Annotated in this window: 11 protein-coding genes; 6 read left to right on the forward strand and 5 right to left on the reverse strand. The window is 42.6% G+C overall.

Annotated elements, in window-relative coordinates:
- On the forward strand, positions 1 to 625 hold a 625-nt coding region (locus V7K44_RS31145), incomplete at its 5' end, for an acyl-CoA dehydrogenase family protein (protein ID WP_334937639.1).
- Between the two features lie 221 nt (positions 626 to 846).
- On the opposite strand, the gene V7K44_RS31150 is transcribed toward V7K44_RS31145, so the two are convergent.
- From V7K44_RS31150 to V7K44_RS31165, 4 genes are all read right to left on the reverse strand, one after another.
- On the reverse strand, positions 847 to 2289 hold the full coding sequence (locus V7K44_RS31150; protein ID WP_334937641.1) for an NAD(P)/FAD-dependent oxidoreductase: 1443 nt from the start codon (positions 2287 to 2289) through the stop codon (positions 847 to 849).
- A 743-nt stretch (positions 2290 to 3032) separates the two neighbouring features.
- Positions 3033 to 3947 carry a TauD/TfdA dioxygenase family protein gene (locus V7K44_RS31155; protein ID WP_334937643.1) on the reverse strand — a complete coding sequence of 305 codons (915 nt, stop codon included), beginning with the start codon at positions 3945 to 3947 and terminating at the stop codon, positions 3033 to 3035.
- A 130-nt stretch (positions 3948 to 4077) separates the two neighbouring features.
- On the reverse strand, positions 4078 to 4944 hold the full coding sequence (locus tag V7K44_RS31160; protein WP_334937645.1) for a CmcJ/NvfI family oxidoreductase: 867 nt from the start codon (positions 4942 to 4944) through the stop codon (positions 4078 to 4080).
- 48 nt (positions 4945 to 4992) lie between these two features.
- Complete coding sequence (locus V7K44_RS31165) at positions 4993 to 5664, reverse strand: glutathione S-transferase family protein (RefSeq protein WP_334937647.1); 672 nt, start codon at positions 5662 to 5664, stop codon at positions 4993 to 4995.
- Positions 5665 to 5939: 275 nt separating this feature from the next.
- Between V7K44_RS31165 and V7K44_RS31170 the strand changes: the two genes are divergently transcribed.
- Positions 5940 to 6308: a hypothetical protein gene (locus tag V7K44_RS31170; protein WP_334937649.1), complete on the forward strand. Its 369-nt coding sequence runs from the start codon at positions 5940 to 5942 to the stop codon at positions 6306 to 6308.
- An 89-nt stretch (positions 6309 to 6397) separates the two neighbouring features.
- Here the strand turns inward: V7K44_RS31170 and V7K44_RS31175 are convergent, their stop codons facing one another.
- A complete protein-coding gene (locus V7K44_RS31175) occupies positions 6398 to 6691 on the reverse strand; it encodes a hypothetical protein (protein WP_334937651.1) in 294 nt (97 codons plus the stop codon).
- A gap of 807 nt (positions 6692 to 7498) precedes the next feature.
- On the opposite strand from V7K44_RS31175, the gene V7K44_RS31180 reads away from it, so the two are divergent.
- The 4 genes from V7K44_RS31180 (at position 7499) to V7K44_RS31195 (ending at position 17717) form a co-directional block, all read left to right on the forward strand.
- On the forward strand, positions 7499 to 8038 hold the full coding sequence (locus V7K44_RS31180; protein ID WP_334937653.1) for a chorismate--pyruvate lyase family protein: 540 nt from the start codon (positions 7499 to 7501) through the stop codon (positions 8036 to 8038).
- 63 nt (positions 8039 to 8101) lie between these two features.
- On the forward strand, positions 8102 to 9646 hold the full coding sequence (locus V7K44_RS31185) for a class I adenylate-forming enzyme family protein (RefSeq protein ID WP_334937655.1): 1545 nt from the start codon (positions 8102 to 8104) through the stop codon (positions 9644 to 9646).
- Positions 9643 to 9894 (forward strand): acyl carrier protein, encoded by a 252-nt coding sequence (locus tag V7K44_RS31190; protein WP_334937657.1) that lies wholly within the window; start codon positions 9643 to 9645, stop codon positions 9892 to 9894. Before V7K44_RS31185 ends, V7K44_RS31190 begins: the two co-directional genes overlap by 4 nt.
- A gap of 53 nt (positions 9895 to 9947) precedes the next feature.
- Complete coding sequence (locus tag V7K44_RS31195; RefSeq protein ID WP_334937659.1) at positions 9948 to 17717, forward strand: amino acid adenylation domain-containing protein; 7770 nt, start codon at positions 9948 to 9950, stop codon at positions 17715 to 17717.
- The last annotated feature ends 1 nt before the right edge of the window (position 17718 follow it).

The following is a 17718-nucleotide window of genomic DNA, read 5'->3' on the forward strand; positions in this document are numbered from 1 at the left end:
AGATACAGATACAGATACAGATACAGATACAGATACAGATACAGATACAGATACAGATACAGATACAGATACAGATACAGATACAGATACAGATACAGATAACCTACCCTACAACATTGTGCCGCAATTGTTTCTGACTGCAATTAACGCTGGGATTATTCGCAGCGTCTTGCGCGATGCAACAAACCTTGTCCGTAAAAGACCTAGAATCTTCTACCATGCCGTAACCGAGCAAGCAGCAGATGACCCGCTATTGCAGCAGACCGTCGGTCAGATTGCCGCCAATGCCTTTGCCGCCGAAGCGATCGTGCTGGCCGCCGCTGATGCTCTCGATCGCCTCTCTGGTGCCCAAGCCCAGGGTGAAGAGTCGGAAACAGCAGCGGCGCTAGCAGCTTCTTTAAGTGCAGCCAAAGCCAAATTGATTGTCGATGACTTGGCACTACGTTCTGCTACCCTACTATTTGAAGTTGGTGGAGCTTCAACGACCAAGCAAAGCTACAACTACGATCGTCATTGGCGAAACGCCCGGACTTTGGCATCACATAACCCCAGTCACTTCAAAGCCCGTGCAATCGCAGACTACGAAATTAACGGCACGCCTCTGCCGACAAGAGGATTCTTCTAAGGTTTTGTATAGGGTATGGAGAAGATGAGGAGATGGGGCAGAAAACTCCCCACACTCCCAATACTGCTTGGGTTTTGTATTCTTAACTCGGAATTGGGTTTGGGGAAAAGGTTAAAGGTTTTTTCTTTCCCTTTTCCCCAAAACCCGACAAGTATTGCCCACACTCCGTTCGGCTACACTCACGGCAAGCCTGTCCCTGTGCTTCTTAATCCTACGCAGACTTAGCTAACTGAAGCCTTGACCGGCTGCTTCCACACTGCGGCGGCGTATAGTGAGTCCTTAAAGTCCGGTGCAATGTTGTCGCTGGTGATGCGTGCCTCGTGCTGCTCCCAGTCAGTGAAGAACAAGTCGTGACTGATGCGAGATACTATTACAGGCACGTCGCGGCGAATGCTGGGTACATCACCAATGGGTAGCCCAAAGCTGACGAAACCAGCTGGATTGAAGATGTGGATGTCTTTGAGGTAGGGCGCAGTGCCAGGTACTTTTTCTAGATATTCGTGGGCACTACCCAGGTAGGGGTGCGTTCCTAATTCATCATCGCGCTGATTGGCTGGTGGTTCGTAGCGATCGCGCCACAGGGCAATGTGTTGGGCAAAGTCGGCTAGTTCGGGGCGCTTTGTCGGGTCAACGAAATAACCAGTACCAGCGATCGCAAAATCAAACTCGAAAACATCATCTTTCACCTGGGCAACGATACGTCCACCTTTTTCCTGTGCCGATTTCCAAGGTGCAGATAAATGTAAGTGAAAATTGGGGAAGGCGATGGCTCGCTCAACCGCATCCGGTGGCGGTGTGGAACCTACTTGGCGAAAGCGCCAAGCTTGGAACCAGCGAGCTGCATCAGGCAGTTGTGGATAGTTGTAGTAAGCGCCAGGATATCCCCGCACCCGTAACACTGGTAGAGATGCGATCGCCGAACGCCGTGCGAACAAATGTACTGCCTTTGCTCCCGATTCCAGGGCTACCCCTGCTGCGTCGAAAGCTGAAGCCGCCGCACCCAACACTGCTACAGTTTTACCGCGCAGCACTTCAAAATCGATGGCATCGGCGGTATGTGCGTACAGGGTGCGTGGTAAGTCAGCCAATACTGGAGGGATGTTTGGGCCACCAGTACCCGCGACACCGTTAGCAAAGATAATCTTACGTGTGGTTTCCACCTGCGGGACACCGTTTACCTCAAGGTGCAGGCGAAAGAAACCTGCGGCTGGCTCTATCTGTACTAACTTTGTTTGGTAACGAACTGAAATGCCGAGGATCTGCCGATACCAGCTAAGGTACTCAGCCCAAGTCACTCGTGGAATCCGGTCTATAGCTGCGTATGCTTCAGCGCCGTGCCGTGCTTCGTACCATGCTTGAAAAGATAGTTCTGGGATGCCTAATTCGGGGCCGGGCAGGTTCTTTGGCGTGCGGAGCTTTTTCATCCGCGCTCGTGTCAGCCACACGCCTGCAAGGCTCTCGTCCTCGGCTGCATCGATTACTGTCACGCGACCGATACCTGCACGCCGTAGCGCAAATGCAAAGACACTACCGCTGCCACTACCACCTACTATTGCCACATTGTGGTCGATGCCTGGGCGATCGCTCACCCAGTTTTCCGGATGAGGACCGATTAGGCGTAGTGCCTCAAGAGCCTTGAAATCGGGGTTAGTTGTTGTTGTCATATTGATAGTTTTGGCGAATAGGAAGGATCGAGAAGATGAGGAAGATATTTCTCTCTCATCTCGCTTTGTATGCTACTACCAGGGCGACCGCATCATGTCAACAAGCAAAGTCTATTCTCAATAGAACTAAAATTAATGTCATTAACTCTTGCTTATTGCGAAAATTTTAGGCGATCGCTTTGGGGCTTAAAAAATAATCAAGCGCGAAATCCTGATTTTTTCGTTGGTTTTTAACCTTCGTTGCGATAAAGAGTAATTTAGATGCGTTCGCCCTAGTTGAATCTAGCCTGAAGTAGTGAGTCAGGAGGCATCTTTATTCTGGCTCCTGACTCCTCAAAACTTTAAAAGTGAAACTTAAATGCAATACCTTTGCCAAAATAAGAGCCTACAAAAATTTTGGCAAAAATGGCAAAATGACCTATACATAAGTTTTTAGCTTATCAGGTAGCAATGAAAGTTAAACCCTTGATGCTGTGGGCAGTACGTTAAAAAAAGCCTTGTGGGAAACCTTAAAGGAATTTTTAGGACAAAATGATTTTGCCAAGCATCAGCAGATATGGAAGTTCAGACATCAACTCACCCTCGTAAATTGGCGAAGGTATTGTAAAAAGTATACTATTCAAACAAAATTACATTTTTTAGATAGAAATCAGGAGTCTGAATACACAAGTCTCCTGACTTCTGAATTATCTTACTGTCTTTAAGAGCAACAGGAACTAAGAAAAACTCCGATCCAATTCCTCCTAAACTAAAGCAGGTTCACGTCGGTTATATGCAGAAGAATCTCCCTTGATAGCCTCACTCTGCTTACCATCAATACCAACAGGAATATCACCCACAAGTGTAACTCGTTGAACGTGACGAGGTTGATTACCGTAGTCTGCGATCGCATAATGTTGAGTAGCGCGATTATCCCAGAAAGCCACATCACCAACTTTCCAGCGCCACCGGACTGTGTTCTCAGGACGTGTGATGTAAGCTTGGAACAATTTCACGATTTCATCAGATTCATTCTGTGATAAACCACGCAGACGGCGCACAAACCCACCAATAAATAACCCACGTTCACCAGATTCAGGATGGATGCGGACAACTGGATGCAGGGTTTCGTATACAGTCGAGGTGAAAACAGCCCGATGCTTTAAGACTTCTTCTGGCAAGTCAATTGTAGCTGCTGCATAATCGTAGGCATTGCTGTGTACTGCCCAGAGTTGGTCAGCAAGATTACGCAGGTGAGTTGGTAAATCTTCGTAGGCAGTTACGGAGTTTGCCCAAATCGTATCACCTCCTGATGGTGGGATGACAAGGGCCCGCAAAATAGAACCAAGAGGGGGACGATCTACAAATGTCACATCAGTGTGCCAATTATTGGCACGGCTCACAGTCTTACCGTAATTGAGATCAAGAACTTCTGGGTTTTCTGGCAATGAGGGAACGGTGGGATGGGCTGTGGTGACTTCTCCAAAGCGTCGGGCGAAGGCTACTTGTCCTTGAGCGTCAAGGTTCTGCTCTCGGAAGAAGATGACTTTGTGTTTAACTAAAGCTTTACGGATATCGCTGATGATTTCATTGCTGAGGTTACTGCTCAAGTCAACACCAATGATTTTTGCACCGATACGTCCGGCGATTGGTTTGATGTCAAAGTGTTGGGAAGTCATGATATTTACTCCAAGTTGAATAAGATTGTGGATTTACCTCACGTAGAGGAGGACACTTGCGTGGGCGGCTCTGCCGACTTGAGCAAAGTGTCCGTCACGCAAAGGCGCAGAGAATAAGAATTGGAGGAATCTATGCTGGGTAAAAGACGAATGTCCTTAGTTCGATGCTTTCTCGTGGAGGAGCGTTGGCTGGGCTGGTGGGGTCTTCAAAAGCTGTATGGGCTGCAAAACGGGCGTGTCCGTCTTCTGCGGAGTCGAAGCATTTAATAAATAGTGCTTCGTCTCTGTGCATTTGCGGAAAGTAGAACCATTTATGTTTAGAGTTATACGTGACTCCGTATGTTTCACCGACGCGATCGCGGTAGACTAAATCACCAGCCACAATGTCTGTGGGTGCGATACTTTGTGCGTCACACACTGCTAAGGGTGACTCTTGAATTGGTGTTGCGATTGATCGCCAAACATTGATGATGGCGAATCGTTGTTTTAGTAGCGCATCAATATCATCTATGCCTCGTGCTGCGAGTTCCAAACGGGCGCGAGTATAGCCAGATTTGGCGGTGAAGTCGTTGTGTACGCGCAAGGCAGGTTCTTTAATGTTATTCTCACCGGGCTTTGACAGACCAGCGTTACGCAGGGTGTGATCAAATATTACTACCTTCGTTGCACCTGTCACTTCTTTTAACAATTGCTCGGCTTCTAGATAGTAGACGCGACGTACTTCGTCTTCATCGTAAAAGTTGCGGACATTAGTATTATGTCCAGTAAACGCAAAACCTTCTCTATCTAACGAGATATTCTCTGAGATAGAACGAGCATTGTAAATTGGCAGTTTATGCGTCTGATAAGTTGCATTCGTGCGGGGAATCCCTGGCGGTGGTTCATAAGTATAGTTAACAGGTTTTTCTGCCATCGGAACCAGGTAACTGAGGTTAGCCTCTACGTATGGCAGTTCTGCGGAAATTGGTTTGTCTAGAACTTGGTTATTTAAGCTCATAGGTTATCCCATTTTGGATTTTGGTTAATTTCTGTCAATCTCTGTGTCCTATTTTTGAACTGCACCAACCGGAACAGGTTCACCGAGAATTTTGGCGAATCTTTGTAAATAGAAGTCCACAGGGTTTGCTACTGCTTGAATTGAGGAGCGATCGCTTAAGCTGTTCCACCATGTCTGCAAACGAGGTGTTTCGGCCGGTAGTGTGAATTTACGGAAGTGTTCTAAGAGTGGTAAACGTTCAAACCAAGGATAGAAGCTGATATCAACAAGGCTAAACTGATCTCCTAATAAGTAATCACCTTTGCCTAATCCTTCTTGTTCAATATATAGAAGTGCTTCTGTGAACTCTTTTCGTCCTTGTTCTTGTTCGGTGCTATCTTTACCGCGCAGAAATTTGTTAAAAGCTGGGACAAGGCGAGTATTGGCGTAGTCTATCCAAATCCGAGCGATCGCTTTATTTGCGGGATCGCGGGGTAACAATGGTGGTTCGGGAAAAACCTCATCTAGATATTCATTGATGATAGCGGACTCGTAAATTTCAACATCCCCATGTTTGATAGCTGGAACTTTGCCATAGCGGGAAATCTGCGTGTACCCATCTGGTTTTTTCTGTAAGTCAATTTCTATCGGGGTGAAGTCAATACCTTTTTCCAGTAAGACGACACGAGTTCGTTGAGAGAAGGTAGAGGCTTTGGCGAAGTACAGTTGTATGTTGCTCATAAAATCTTTTCCTTGTAATAATCGTGACATGCAGACTATTTGAGATTGCACAACTCCAACTGAAGCAATAAGACAGAAGCGAGATGTGTTGATTAGTGCAGTTAAATAATTGACTGGCAGGTATCTACGTCAGTTAGATGGTATATTACAGTTTATCGGTCGACTTAGCGTATTTTTAATATTATACAGTCTTTATGAAAATATGTATACCTAATTATTAGTGTAACTAAATAAATATCTAGACATAATCAGGCTTGTCAAAAAGAGGTATCATAATGTACTCAAAAGTTGACTCTAATAGGCAGATCCGTCTTGGTTTGCTAGTACCAGCAGGTAACACCACGTTTGAGCCGGACTTTCACTCTGCTTTTTCCAGTCAAGTCAGCATTCATATTGCTCAATGCTCACACGCCTATGAAAGCTATGAATCAATGGATGACATCAATGAAGAAGCTGTTAAGGAAGTAGAAAAATTAGCTAGAGCCGGGGTACATTTTGGAGCATACGGCTTCACAACAGCAACATTTTACCGAGGGCGAGTTTTTGCCGAAAAATTAGAGCAACGTTTCACACAGATGCTAGGAGTACCCGTTATTGTGCCTACTTTAGCTCTATTAGAAGCGTTGACATACCTAAACAATTAGGAAAATTTCTGTAGTCACCCCTTATCCCGAATGGAACAACCAAACGCTAAAAACGTTTTTGAGTGAAGCGCCTTTTGAAATAGTCGGGTTTAAAGGTGATGAACGCCCAAAAGAAGTAGCGAAAAAGAATTACCTAGGCATAGTGGAATAGGACGTACACGCACTGGTAGCGACTGCAACAACGCCTCAGATAATTCCTGCGCTTGTACCCGTAATTCTGGAACAGCAATAGTTTCCCACAAGTCGCCCTTGCGCGGAGTTCCCAAGATATAAAGCAGCGTCGAAACGTTACCGTCTGCTGCATATAAAGCACCGTCGATATCTGTATCTAGTCCTAAACCGATGGCATTGGGGCGAATTAAACCGTGCGATCGCAAATTCAAACGTATTTGGAAATACAGTTTTTGAATTCAAAATAAGCTACATACAGTCACTACTCTAGAGCGATGGCTACGCCCGGCGCAGGCATCGCAAAAGTTTTCGGTCTACTGACTATCCATATCTTTCTTAAGAATTTTGAAATTATTGATTAATAAGTATCTTGAAGAGTGAAGTATTAGACATACTTGACAAACTTGCTTTTAATCTTCTCGCTAAAACTGCGTTCTTATTGAGAATTAACACCGAAGGAATCAGGGTTACACAAAACGTGAGTGAATACTCTCGCAAATGTTGATAAAAATCCGGGTAATGGATAGATCATATTGACAGATGTGTCATTCGTGAGAGTTTAAGGTCAAATACCATTTGTCAATAAGTAATAGTACTTAGGATATAGTTGGAAATGGGGTCGGAAACACAATTTTTGAGCAGGCGATCCCTTAATCTTGATACGCCTTGCCCCATAAATTAAGTACAATAGTTAACTTAATACCTGTGTTTTTCTAAATTGCCAGTATAATTTCTAATTGACAAAAGTAAAATTATCTTAATATTTCACCAATGTCGAAGTATTGATTTAGTAAATATTATTTCTTAACTTTCTTAACTTTCTTAAATGTCTACTCATAATCTCTTAAACTTCCACTTAATTGTTTATACAGGAAGTAAATATTATTTCTTATCTTTCTTAACTGCTGTTGCATTTTATTGATAAAATTGATATTGTTGTGAATTGAACATATGCAAAAAAACAATTAAATAAAACAAATTTATAAAATACAACAAAACTATATATAATTTAGGTAAAAATGTATAACACATTGAAAAAAAATCACATTGAACCATTAAATCTAAGCCCATTTCAAAGAATTTTGCTGACAAGTGATGGTACATTAACAGAAATATTAGAAGCTTATCTATTTGAAAAAATTCAATTAGTCAAATTATCAGAAGAATTAGTCCAACTTACAAAACCTGTTCCAGCTTTAGATTTAAACATTGGTACTCAAATAATTGAAAGAAAAATATTATTACAAGGAAAGATTAGCCTCAATAATTTTATTTATGCTGAATCCATAATTGTACCTGATAGACTAGATAACAGGTTGAAGTCCAGACTAATCGAATCCCAGGAACCAATAGGTAGGCTCTGGTTAGAACATAAACTTGAGACATTTAAAGAAATAATTGATTCGGCTATAGAAACATCTAATGATTTATCTAACTATTTTAATATAGCCAGAGAAGACCAAATGCTTTCTCGAACTTATCGAGTTTTTTCTAATAAAAAGCCGATAATAATGATTACTGAAAAGTTTCCAGAAAGCTATTTCCTTAGAAGCAATTAATGATTTACTCTACGAACTAAGTACAGATTTAATGAAGTTTTTATGTTTTGATAAATTAAGGTAATGATGTTAAACAAAAGACTTGCAAATCTTGCCGAAAAATATCCTGAAAAAACTGCTATTGTCTATAATAGTTTGGAAATCAGCTATGAAGAGCTTTATGCTAATATCACACATTTAAGTGAGAATTTAAACACAATTGGTATTACCCAAGGTGACTGCGTAGCTTTAATTTTACATAATAGCCCAGAATTTGCGATCGCCTTTTATGCTACTGCCAGAATAAATGCTATAGCCTTGCCAATCAATCCCCTTCTCAAAGAAAGTGAACTTGACTACTACATCATCGACAGCAATGCTAGTGCAATTATTACCAATAGCGATGGGGCAGAAATTAGTCGTAAAATTATCTCAAAAACAAACAGAAATATAGAATTAATTGTTCTTGATGATACTGCTCTACTTACCAGACAAATAGATAACTTAACAATTACAGAAAGTACCTCTAATTTTACAGGTGATGTACTTTATCAATATTCCTCTGGTTCTACAGGCAGACCTAAAAGAGTATGTAGAACCCAAAATAATTTATATCACGAAGTTGAAAACTTTACTGAAACTACTAATATATCTCCATTAGATAATATTTTATGTATAGTGCCACTGTATCACGCACACGGTTTAGGAAATTGCTTATTAGCTGCTATACATAATGGTGCAACTCTGGTGATTTTAGAACCAGTTTTACATCAAGGTAAAACCATTGAAATTCCATTTATTTTTAGATGTTTTAGGATATTAGAACTTATAGAAAAAGAGAAGATTACTATTTTACCTGGTGTTCCCTATATCTTTAATGCTTTAGCTGAAACACCAAAAGATACTCTAGTTGATGTTTCTACGCTGAGACTATGCTTTTGCGCAGGTAACTTTTTATCAAAAGATATTTTTGATAAGTTTTTTCAGAGATTTGGCATTTTTGTAAGACAACTTTATGGTTGTACAGAAGCCGGTTCTGTTGCGATTAACCTAGATGAAAACCTAGAAAATACCTACGATTCTGTAGGACTTCCTTTAAAAAATATCGATATTAGAATTATTGATGAGGCAGGACAAGAACTACCATCTGGAAGTATTGGAGAAATAGTCATCAAAAGTCAAGCACTGACTAGAGGATATAGTAATAAGCCAGAACTCAATCAACAGGTATTTCAAAAGGGTTCTTTTTTAACTGGTGATTTGGGCAAAAAAGATGAAGCCGGACGTGTTTATATTACTGGAAGAAAGCAAATCTTCATTGATACAGGAGGTCACAAAGTCGATCCACTAGAAATAGAAAATATCTTGATAACTCACAATCAAGTTAAAGAAGCAGTTGTTGTTGGCATCAAAGGCTTGTATGCGGGAGAAATTATTAAAGCGGTTATAGTCCCTCAAAACCGAGATAGTTGTGACGAAAAAGATATCTTATCTTACTGTAAAGGCAGGTTAGCTGATTTTAAATTACCAAAGATTATTGAATTTCGTGACGAAATTCCTAAAAGTCCATTAGGTAAAGTTTTAAGAAAAAATTTAATTGATAATTTCTCTGAAACCGTCAAATCATGAAAAGCATTGATTTAATTGAACAAAAAACCAGAAATGTTGTTTTGAGTGTTTTACCAAATATTAATAGAGAAGATTTATCAGACATTAGCAATCTTTTTAGCATTGGGCTGGATTCTGTCAATGCCATGACGCTTGTCCTGAAACTACAAAATACTTTTGGAATTAAATTTGCAGCTACTGATATTAATGCAGAAAATTTTCAAAGTGTAGCAACTATTGTCAAGCTAATTAATGAAAAGCAAGACTAATAATTTTTATAAACTCCAGCATATCCCTAAAAACCTGAAGTAAAAAGACTACAATGAGCTACTTTGTTGAAGTAAATTCACAAGAACCAAACAAGTCAGGAAAAACAGGAGAAGATATCTGGCAAGCGATCGCCAGCATTCTCGATCTACAGAATCAAGCTCCAGCTTTAGTAACTGTATCGCGGAATGAACACCCGCCTTTGTCTTTTTCTCAAGAAAGGTTATGGTTCCTTTACCAGTTACAGCAAGATAGCTCCACTTATAATGTCTCTTTTGCTTTTCACCTCAAGGGTTTGCTGAACTTTCCTGTATTAAAAGATAGTCTCAACGCAATTATTCAACGCCACGAAGTCTTGCGGACTAACTTTTTAGCTTCAAAAAACAACACTGTTCAAGTAATTGCTCCTAGCCTCAACTTGACCTTACCTGTAGTGAATCTTCAGGAACTTCCTGAAAGGGAAAGAGAAAATCAAGTTTTGCAACTCGTTAAAAACGAAGTGCAACAACCCTTTGATTTAACACAAGGATTGTTGCGGTCTTCCTTAGTGCATCTGGATGAAAATGAATATGTCCTACTCCTGAGCGTCCACCACATTGCCTTTGATGGTTGGTCTGAAGGTGTTTTGTGGCGCGAACTGACAGCATTATATAGAGCTTTTTCCACTGGTAAACCTTCTCCATTGCCTAAACTGCCCATTCAGTATGCAGACTTTGCTGTTTGGCAGAAACAGTGGCTTCAAGGTCAAGTAATGGACACTCAACTGGACTACTGGAAGCAACAATTAACAGGATCGCCTCCCCTGCTAGAACTTCCTACCGACAGAGTGCGCCCACCAATACAGACAAATCATGGTGGTATCAAGCACTTTGGGTTAGATGAGCATCTGACTCAAAAACTTAAAAGCCTTAGCGAAAAGTCAGACGCAACCTTATTTATGACTTTGCTGACTAGCTTTGTCATCCTACTATCACGCTACAGTAATCAACAAGATATTCTCGTCGGTTCTCCAATAGCCAACCGCAACCGTAGCGAAATAGAATCTCTCATCGGCTTTTTTGTCAATATTTTGGTGTTGCGTACTGACGTTTCTGGAAATCCTAGCTTTTGGGAGTTACTGCAAAGAGTACGCCAAGTGGCAATGGAAGCATACTCTCACCAAGATGTGCCGTTTGAGAAAGTAGTAGAAGTCTTACAGCCAGAAAGAAACCTCAGCTACTCGCCCTTGTTTCAGGTAATGTTCATTTTGCAGAATACGCCGCCTGGACAATTGGATTTGCCTGGTTTATCTCTAACTCGCCTAGAAATAGAAAACTCAACAGCTAAATATGACTTAACTTTGTCGATGACGGAGAGCGAGCAAGGGCTGAGTGCAAGTTTAGAATATAATTCTGACTTATTCGATCAAGCTACAATTACCCGGATGGTAGGGCATTTTGTCACCTTGCTAGAAGGTATTGTTGCTAACCCACAGGAGAGGATTTCCCAATTACCACTGCTAACACAACCAGAGCAACATCAGTTATTAGTGGAGTGGAACAATACTCAGGCTGATTATCCTGCCCATAAGTGTATCCATAAGTTATTTGAGGAACAGGTAGAACGTACTCCAAATGCTGTAGCAGTTGTATTTGACAATCAACAACTTACATACCGCGAATTAAACTGTCGCGCTAACTCTTTAGCGCACTACTTGCAATCTTTGGGTGTCAAATCAGATACATTGGTTGGGTTATGTATAGAGCGATCGCTCTTAATGATTATAGGAGTGTTGGGTATTCTCAAGGCAGGTGGTGCTTATGTGCCAATTGACCCAGAGTATCCCCAAGAGCGTATAAGCTTCATGCTCGAAGATGCTCAGACATCCATATTGTTGACTCAAAAGCAACTACTCGAAAGACTACCCAAGCAACAAACACAGCTTATTTGTTTAGATACCAACTGGCAACTGATTTCCCGGTCGAGTCAGGATAATCTCATCTGTGACGCGCAAGCAACTAACTTAGCTTATGTAATTTACACCTCTGGTTCTACAGGTCAACCTAAAGGTGTTGCTATGAATCAGCTTGCCCTTAACAATCTGATTCTGTGGCAACTGCAAAATAATCCAATTTCTACTGGAGCAAAAACGCTGCAATTTGCTCCTATTAGCTTTGATGTCTCCTTCCAAGAAATGTTTTCTACCTGGTTTTCGGGAGGCACATTGTTCTTAATTACGGAAGAACTACGACGAGATCCCGTAGCTTTGTTAGGTTTTATCCAAGAAAAAGCTGTTGAGAGACTGTTTGTTCCCTTCGTAGCCTTACAACAACTAGCTGAAGTTGCTATTAGCAGTGGATTAGTTAATAGCCATCTGCAAGAAATCGTCACTGCTGGGGAACAGTTGCAGATTACTGGGGCTATTTCTCAATGGTTCAACAAATTAAATGATTGTACTTTGCACAATCACTATGGGCCATCAGAAAGCCATGTAGTCACTACTTTTACACTGTCTAATTCAGTGGATACTTGGCCGTTACTTCCTCCTATTGGTCGTCCTATTGGTAACACACAAATCTACATCCTAGATAAATATTTACAGCCTGTACCTATCGGTGTACCAGGAGAATTGTACATTGGTGGTGTTTCATTAGCGCGAGGCTACCTTAACCGTCCTGAGTTGACACAAGATAAATTTATCCTCAATCCTTTTGATGAGACGGGAGAAGGTAAGTTATATAAAACAGGAGATTTAGCACGCTATTTACCGGATAGTAATATTGAATACCTGGGTCGCATCGATAATCAAGTAAAAATCCGGGGTTTCCGCATTGAGTTAGGAGAAATTGAAACCTTACTTAATCATCATCATGATGTGCAAGTGTCTACCGTCATCGTCCGCGAGGATCGCCCTGGGCAAAAGCAGTTAGTCGCCTACATAGTGCCGCAAAAAGAGGTCATACCTTCAAGCAACGAACTGCGGCAATTTATGAAAGCCAAATTGCCAGATTACATGATACCCAGTGCTTTTGTGATTCTAGAAGCCTTACCCCTGACTCCTAGTGGTAAGGTAAACCGCCGCACCTTACCTGCACCGGATGTACGCAGTGAAATCGCAGACAAATTTATTGCACCCCGCAACCCCGTTGAAGAAAAATTAGCCCTGATTTGGTCGCAAGTGCTGCGGTTAGAGAAAGTAGGCATTCACGATAATTTCTTTGAGCTAGGGGGGCATTCCCTACTAGCTACGCAAGTAATTTCTCGTTTACCAGAATCTTTTGGAATTTCATTACCGTTGCGTTCTTTATTTGCATCACCAACAGTTGCCTCCTTAAGTGAGGCGATCGCCAGTGAACTTAAAACAGGTTCTGGTCTAAAGCTACCAGCGATCGCACCTGTTTCCTCCAAAAAAGACATACCCCTATCTTGGGCGCAGGAGCGCCTGTGGTTTCTCCATCAGTTAGAGGGCGAAAGCGGTGCTTATACAATGCCTTTCGCTATGCGTTTGGTAGGGAACCTCAATATCAAAGCTTTAGAAAGCGCAATTGGAGCGATGGTGCAACGGCATGAAGTTCTGCGGACTCGCTTTGAAATTAAGAACGATCAGCCAGTACAAGTAATAGACTCCAACATCAACATAACGTTAGCAGTGGTGGATCTACAAAATGTGGCAGACTCCACCAAACAAGCGAAGCAACTAGCAATTAAAGAAGCCTACAAACCATTCGATCTGGCTAAAGACCCAGTGTTGCGTGTCAAGATGTGGCAAGTTGCAGCTAACGAGTACATACTACTGATAGCCATTCACCATATTGCTTCTGATGGCTGGTCTATAGGTGTTTTAAACCGTGAACTTTCTGCTCATTATCGAGCCATTACCATAGATAGCGCGGTTGAATTACCAGAGTTACCTGTACAGTATGCTGACTTTACCTTATGGCAACGCCAATGGCTGACAATTGGGGTATTAGAACGTCAGTTAAGTTACTGGAAGCAACAGTTAGCGGGTGCGCCACCTTTGCTGGAATTGCCTACAGACCGCCCCCGTCCCGCTATCCAGACTTTCCGAGGGGGTACAGAGCGGTTTCAGTTAGATGCTTCCCTAACTTCTGCACTTAGACAACTGAGCAACAAGTCGGGAACCACGCTGTTTATGACACTGCTGGCGGGATTCGTTGTCTTAATGTCTCGCTACAGTGGTCAAAAGGATCTTGTAGTTGGCTCCCCGATCGCTAATCGTAACCGCAAAGAAATAGAAGGGTTAATTGGCTTTTTTGTCAATACACTGGCACTGAGGTTTGATTTGTCCCCAGAAATGACCTTGCAAGTATTGCTGGAGCAGGTGCGACAGGTGACTCAAAACGCCTACGAGCATCAAGATTTACCCTTCGAGATGTTAGTTGAGCAGTTGCAACTGGAGCGTAACCTAGATCGCAACCCACTGGTGCAAGTGATGTTTGCCCTTCAGAATGCGCCGACCAACCCTTGGGATCTGCCTGGTTTAAGCGTTGAAAAAATGCCTTGGGGACTTGATGCAGTGCGGTTTGACCTAGAAGTTCACCTCTGGGAAGTTCCCGAAGGTCTTGAGGGCTTTTGCTATTACAGCACTGATTTATTTGATGCGGCGGCGATCGCCCGCATGATGCAGCATTTCCAGAATTTATTAACTGCAATTATCGCCAACCCAGAACAACCAGTCAGCCAATTACCTCTACTGACACCACAAGAAAGGCAGCAATTGTTAGTAGAGTGGAACGCCACACAAACGGATTATCCCAGTGACCAATGTATCCATCATTTGTTTGCAGCCCAAGTCGAACGGAACAGTAATGCGATCGCTGTAGTATTTGGAGAACAAAAGCTCACCTATCAGGAGTTGAATGCACAGGCAAATCAATTAGCACATTATTTGCAAAAACTGGGCGTAAAACCGGGCGTGCTGGTGGGTATTTGTGTTGAGCGTTCTGTATCTGTGATTATCGGGTTGTTGGCAATTCTCAAGGCAGGCGGAGCGTATGTGCCTCTGGATACAGAGTATCCCAAAGAACGTTTAGCCTTCATCATAGAAGACACCCAGCTATCAGTGCTGTTGACAACACAGAAATTAGCTCATGTTATTCCTCAACACCAAGCGCGTGTTGTCTGTTTTGATACCGATGCAGCAGCGATCGCTCTCTCAAGCAAACAAGACCCCGCAACGAAAGTAACACCTGACAATCTTGCTTACGTCATCTACACTTCAGGTTCCACAGGGAAACCCAAAGGTGTTGCTGTTCATCACCGAGCAGTTAACCGCTTGGTAATCAACACAAACTACATTGACATAGAACCAACAGATGTCATTGCCCAAGCCTCAAATTATGCCTTTGATGCTGCGACCTTTGAAATTTGGGGTGCGCTACTGAATGGGGCGCGGTTGGTAGGGCTGAGTAAAGAATTGGCACTTTCACCCAGAGAGTTTGCAGGTTTTCTGCGATCGCAAGGTATCACCGTTTTATTCTTAACGACTGCCTTGTTCAATCAAATCGCTCAAGAAGTACCCTATGCTTTGGGTTCATTACGGCATCTTCTATTTGGTGGCGAAGCAGTTGATGTTAAATGGGTCAAAGAAGTACTCAAAAATGGTGCGCCGCAGCGACTACTCCATGTTTACGGGCCCACAGAGAATACTACATTTAGTTCCTGGTACTTGGTGCAGGAAGTAAACGAAGACGCTACAACTATTCCCATCGGGCAACCAATTGCCAACACGCAAATCTATTTATTAGATCCCCAACTACAACCAGTTGGTGTGGGCGTACCAGGAGAAATTTATATTGGCGGTGATGGTCTAGCCAAAGAATATCTCAATCAAAGCGAGTTAACTGCTCAAAAGTTCATTCCCAGTTCCTTTAACAATTCAAAACTATATAAAACTGGGGATAAGGCACGTTATTTAAGTGATGGGAATATTGAATTTCTTGGTCGGATTGATTATCAGGTGAAGATTCGCGGTTTCCGTATCGAATTAGGAGAAATTGAAACCGTTTTGAGTCAACACCCCTTACTACAAGAAAGTGTTGTGGTAGTAAGAGAAGATACCCCTGGTGATAAACGTCTGGTAGCTTACTTAGTGCCTGCACTTCATCGTCAAACATTACCCCAGCAAGTTTCTCAATGGCAGAGTGAGTATGTTAGTGATTGGCAAACTCTCTATGAACAACTCTACAGCCAAAATCAAACTACAGACGATCTGACATTTAATATTGCTGGTTGGAACAGTTCGTACACAAAGCTTCCCATCCCAGATCGGGAAATGCAGGAGTGGGTTGAGAGTACAGTCAGCCGAATTAAAGCTAACTTTCCCCAGCGTGTATTAGAAATTGGTTGTGGAACAGGTTTACTGTTATCTCGTCTTGCCAAACACTGTCAGCAATATTGGGGAACCGATTATTCGATCGCCGCCATACAGCACGTTGAGCAGGTATGCAGTACTGTTGAGGGTCTAACTCATGTACGGCTACTGCATCAACTGGCGGATAACTTTGATGGCATCCCACAAGGAAACTTCGACACTATAGTTTTGAACTCAATCATCCAATATTTCCCCAGCATTGAGTATCTATTGCAGGTGATCGAGGGTGCAATTACAGCAATTACCCAACAAGGAACAATCTTCGTGGGTGATGTCCGCAGCTTACCGTTACTGGAGCAATACCATGCAGCCGTGCAGTTATCCCAAGCGGCTGTTGATAGAACTATTGAGCAATGGCAACAGCAAGTACATCAGAGTATGGCTACCGAAGAAGAATTAGTCATCGATCCGGGTTTCTTTATTGCCCTTCAGACACGTTTTCCCCAGATTGCTTGGGTAGAGATTCAACCAAAACGCGGTTACGCGCAAAATGAGCTAACTCAATTCCGCTATGATGTCACCCTCCATGTTGGGACTCATGTTCAGGTAAATACCGTTGATTGGTTAAATTGGCAACTAGACAAGCTCTCGTTCACACAAATTCAACATCAACTGCAAAAAGAGCAGCCAGAACTGTTGGGAATTAGGCGCGTACCGAATCAACGATTACAGCAGGCATTGCAGATTTGGCAGTGGTTAGAAAATCCCCCGGCGGTAGAAACAGTAGGGCAACTGCGGCAATTCCTAGCACAACAGCCAACAGTCGGGGTAAATCCAGAGCAGTTTTACCAGTTGGGACAGCAACTCGGTTACACTGTCCACCTGAGTTGGTGGGAGAGTAGCCAGGATGGTTGCTATGATGTGGTGTTCTACCGCAATAGTTCAACGCAGACATCTGAGGTACAAGGCACAATCCCCTTTTGGGATAGTTCAGCCATCACAACTAAACCCTGGACTGAATACACTAACAATCCTCTATACGGCAAGCTAGTCCAAAAACTGGTGCCACAAGTCCGAGAATATATCCAACAGAAGCTACCCGATTACATGGTTCCGCAAGCTTTTGTTGTCCTCAATGCCCTACCCTTAACCCCCAATGGCAAGATTGATCGGCGCGCTTTGCCAACACCTGATACAGCAACTAGAAACCTTTCTACTGGCTTTGTTTTACCGCGATCGCCTATTGAAGCTCAACTTGCTCAAATCTGGAGCCAAGTCTTAGGGGTTGAACGCATTGGCGTTAATGACAACTTCTTTGAACTAGGGGGACATTCCTTACTCGCTACCCAAGTCCTGTCAGAAATCAACTCAACTTTTGAACTTGATTTATCTATACAGATGATGTTTGAGTATCCCACAGTAGCGGGGATAGCAGCCTATATAGAAGTAACGGATTTAGTAACGCAGAATTTATCAGTTAAAGAAGCTAGTAGCGAAGTAGTGGAGTTTTAAG

It is taken from the genome of Nostoc sp. (assembly GCF_036917235.1).
Classification (GTDB): Bacteria; Cyanobacteriota; Cyanobacteriia; order Cyanobacteriales; family Nostocaceae; genus Nostoc.

What these genes read in the sequence shown, in the direction of transcription:
- V7K44_RS31165 (WP_334937647.1), bottom strand. Translation starts at nt 5,664, where the DNA reads ATGAGCAACATACAACTGTACTTCGCCAAAGCCTCTACCTTCTCTCAA.
- V7K44_RS31160 (WP_334937645.1), bottom strand. Translation starts at nt 4,944, where the DNA reads ATGAGCTTAAATAACCAAGTTCTAGACAAACCAATTTCCGCAGAACTG.
- V7K44_RS31185 (WP_334937655.1), top strand. Translation starts at nt 8,102, where the DNA reads ATGATGTTAAACAAAAGACTTGCAAATCTTGCCGAAAAATATCCTGAA.
- V7K44_RS31190 (WP_334937657.1), top strand. Translation starts at nt 9,643, where the DNA reads ATGAAAAGCATTGATTTAATTGAACAAAAAACCAGAAATGTTGTTTTG.
- V7K44_RS31150 (WP_334937641.1), bottom strand. Translation starts at nt 2,289, where the DNA reads ATGACAACAACAACTAACCCCGATTTCAAGGCTCTTGAGGCACTACGC.
- V7K44_RS31195 (WP_334937659.1), top strand. Translation starts at nt 9,948, where the DNA reads ATGAGCTACTTTGTTGAAGTAAATTCACAAGAACCAAACAAGTCAGGA.
- V7K44_RS31155 (WP_334937643.1), bottom strand. Translation starts at nt 3,947, where the DNA reads ATGACTTCCCAACACTTTGACATCAAACCAATCGCCGGACGTATCGGT.
- V7K44_RS31180 (WP_334937653.1), top strand. Translation starts at nt 7,499, where the DNA reads ATGTATAACACATTGAAAAAAAATCACATTGAACCATTAAATCTAAGC.
- V7K44_RS31170 (WP_334937649.1), top strand. Translation starts at nt 5,940, where the DNA reads ATGTACTCAAAAGTTGACTCTAATAGGCAGATCCGTCTTGGTTTGCTA.